The organism is Azospirillum sp. B506, from assembly GCF_000333595.1.
Lineage (GTDB): Bacteria > Pseudomonadota > Alphaproteobacteria > Azospirillales > Azospirillaceae > Azospirillum.
The window spans coordinates 1-1,327 of record NZ_BADK01000177.1 but is presented as its reverse complement, the minus strand read 5'-3'; the positions used below and the strand labels follow the sequence as shown (position 1 = coordinate 1,327).

Genomic DNA, 1,327 nt, shown 5'->3' with positions numbered 1-1,327 from the left:
ATCCGCCATGAAGGCGTGATCGCCGTGGAAGCGCATGTGCGCCAGGCGCGTTCCGGAATGGGCGGTCTTCGGGTCGAAGATGATGACCCGCTTCGTCTCCCCGGTTTCGATGCTGATCTGCACGACCTTGACGGCGCCCTCGATCGCGGTCGCGAAGTGGGGGGCCGCCGCGTCGAGTACCCAGAGATTTCCCTTGCCGTCCGGGATGATGCTGTTCACGTCGACGAAATGCTGCGTCGGATCCTTGCCCTCGGCCCATTCGTTCCAATGGTCACCGGGAAAGGGTTTGAAGGAGCCGTCGGGGAACACCTCGACGACGCCCGGCGTCGGCCCGAGCCACCCCGGCATGGAGGCGAAGAGGCGGCCGCCGGTCGCCACGGCGCCGTTCCAGAGAAAGTCCGGCGACCGGGCGATCTCGATCAGTTCGGGCGACGGCTCGGGCGCCGTGGTCCCGGCATCGGGCGGCAATGATAGCTTCGTGGACATCAGCGAAGATGCTCCTGGTGTTGCTGGGCCGCCGGAGCGGCCGGAAGGGCCTTGTCCGAACGGATCAGGACAGGAAGTCGTGGAGCAGCGCGGCGTAGCGCACCGGCGTCTCCTGCATGGGGTAGTGGCCGGCCTCGTGGATCGTCTCGAAGCGGCTTCCGGCGGCGGGCCCCAGCTTGTCCCGCACATCGGCCTCACGGAAACCGTCGGCGTCATGCGCGCCGGTCACCACCAGCGTAGGCGTGGTGTAGCCCGCCAACTCGTCTGCGAAGCCGCCGCCGAGCAGCATGTTTTTCAGATAGCCGCTGCGCGCCGCATCCGTCGCGGTCTCCCGCGACCGGCGCGCCTTGTGGTCGAGCCAGACGTCCCCGTACCGGTTGCCGGTCACGGCGGCGACGATGTTGCGGCAGGCCGACTGATCGACGGCGACGCTCTCGAAGAAGGCGCGCGTGCCATCATCGAGGTCGAGGCCGCCGGCGGTCACCGGCGCGGCCAGCACCACCGCCGTCACGCGCTCCGGCAGGGCGAGCGCGAGCTTCAGGGCGATCATCCCGCTCATCGAATGGCCGGCGACGGCAAAACTGCCGAAGCCCAGATGATCCGCCAGTTCGGTCAGGTCAGCCACGGCTTGGTCGAGGGAAAATCCCTCAAGGTGACGCGACAGGCCGTAGCCGCGCAGGTCCGGGAACACCCAGGTGAAGCGGGCCTCGTCGAGATAGGGCAGGATCGGTTCGTAGGTGGTTCGGTCGCCCAGCCAGTCGTGCAGCATGACGATTTTGGACGGGCCGCACCCGACGGATTGGTATCCAATCACGTTTTGTCCTCCAACAGGGGTATAGCG

1 protein-coding gene and 1 pseudogene are annotated in these 1,327 nt (G+C 67.2%); both read right to left on the bottom strand.

All coding sequences use genetic code 11. The features are described from left to right. Nucleotides 1-468 (bottom strand): annotated as a pseudogene (locus I71_RS06095) (hypothetical protein); the annotation flags it as partial. A gap of 82 nt (nt 469-550) precedes the next feature. Next, nucleotides 551-1,300 carry an alpha/beta fold hydrolase gene (locus I71_RS06090; protein ID WP_042692360.1) on the bottom strand — a complete coding sequence of 250 codons (750 nt, stop codon included), beginning with the start codon at nt 1,298-1,300 and terminating at the stop codon, nt 551-553. Nucleotides 1,301-1,327: the final 27 nt, after the last annotated feature.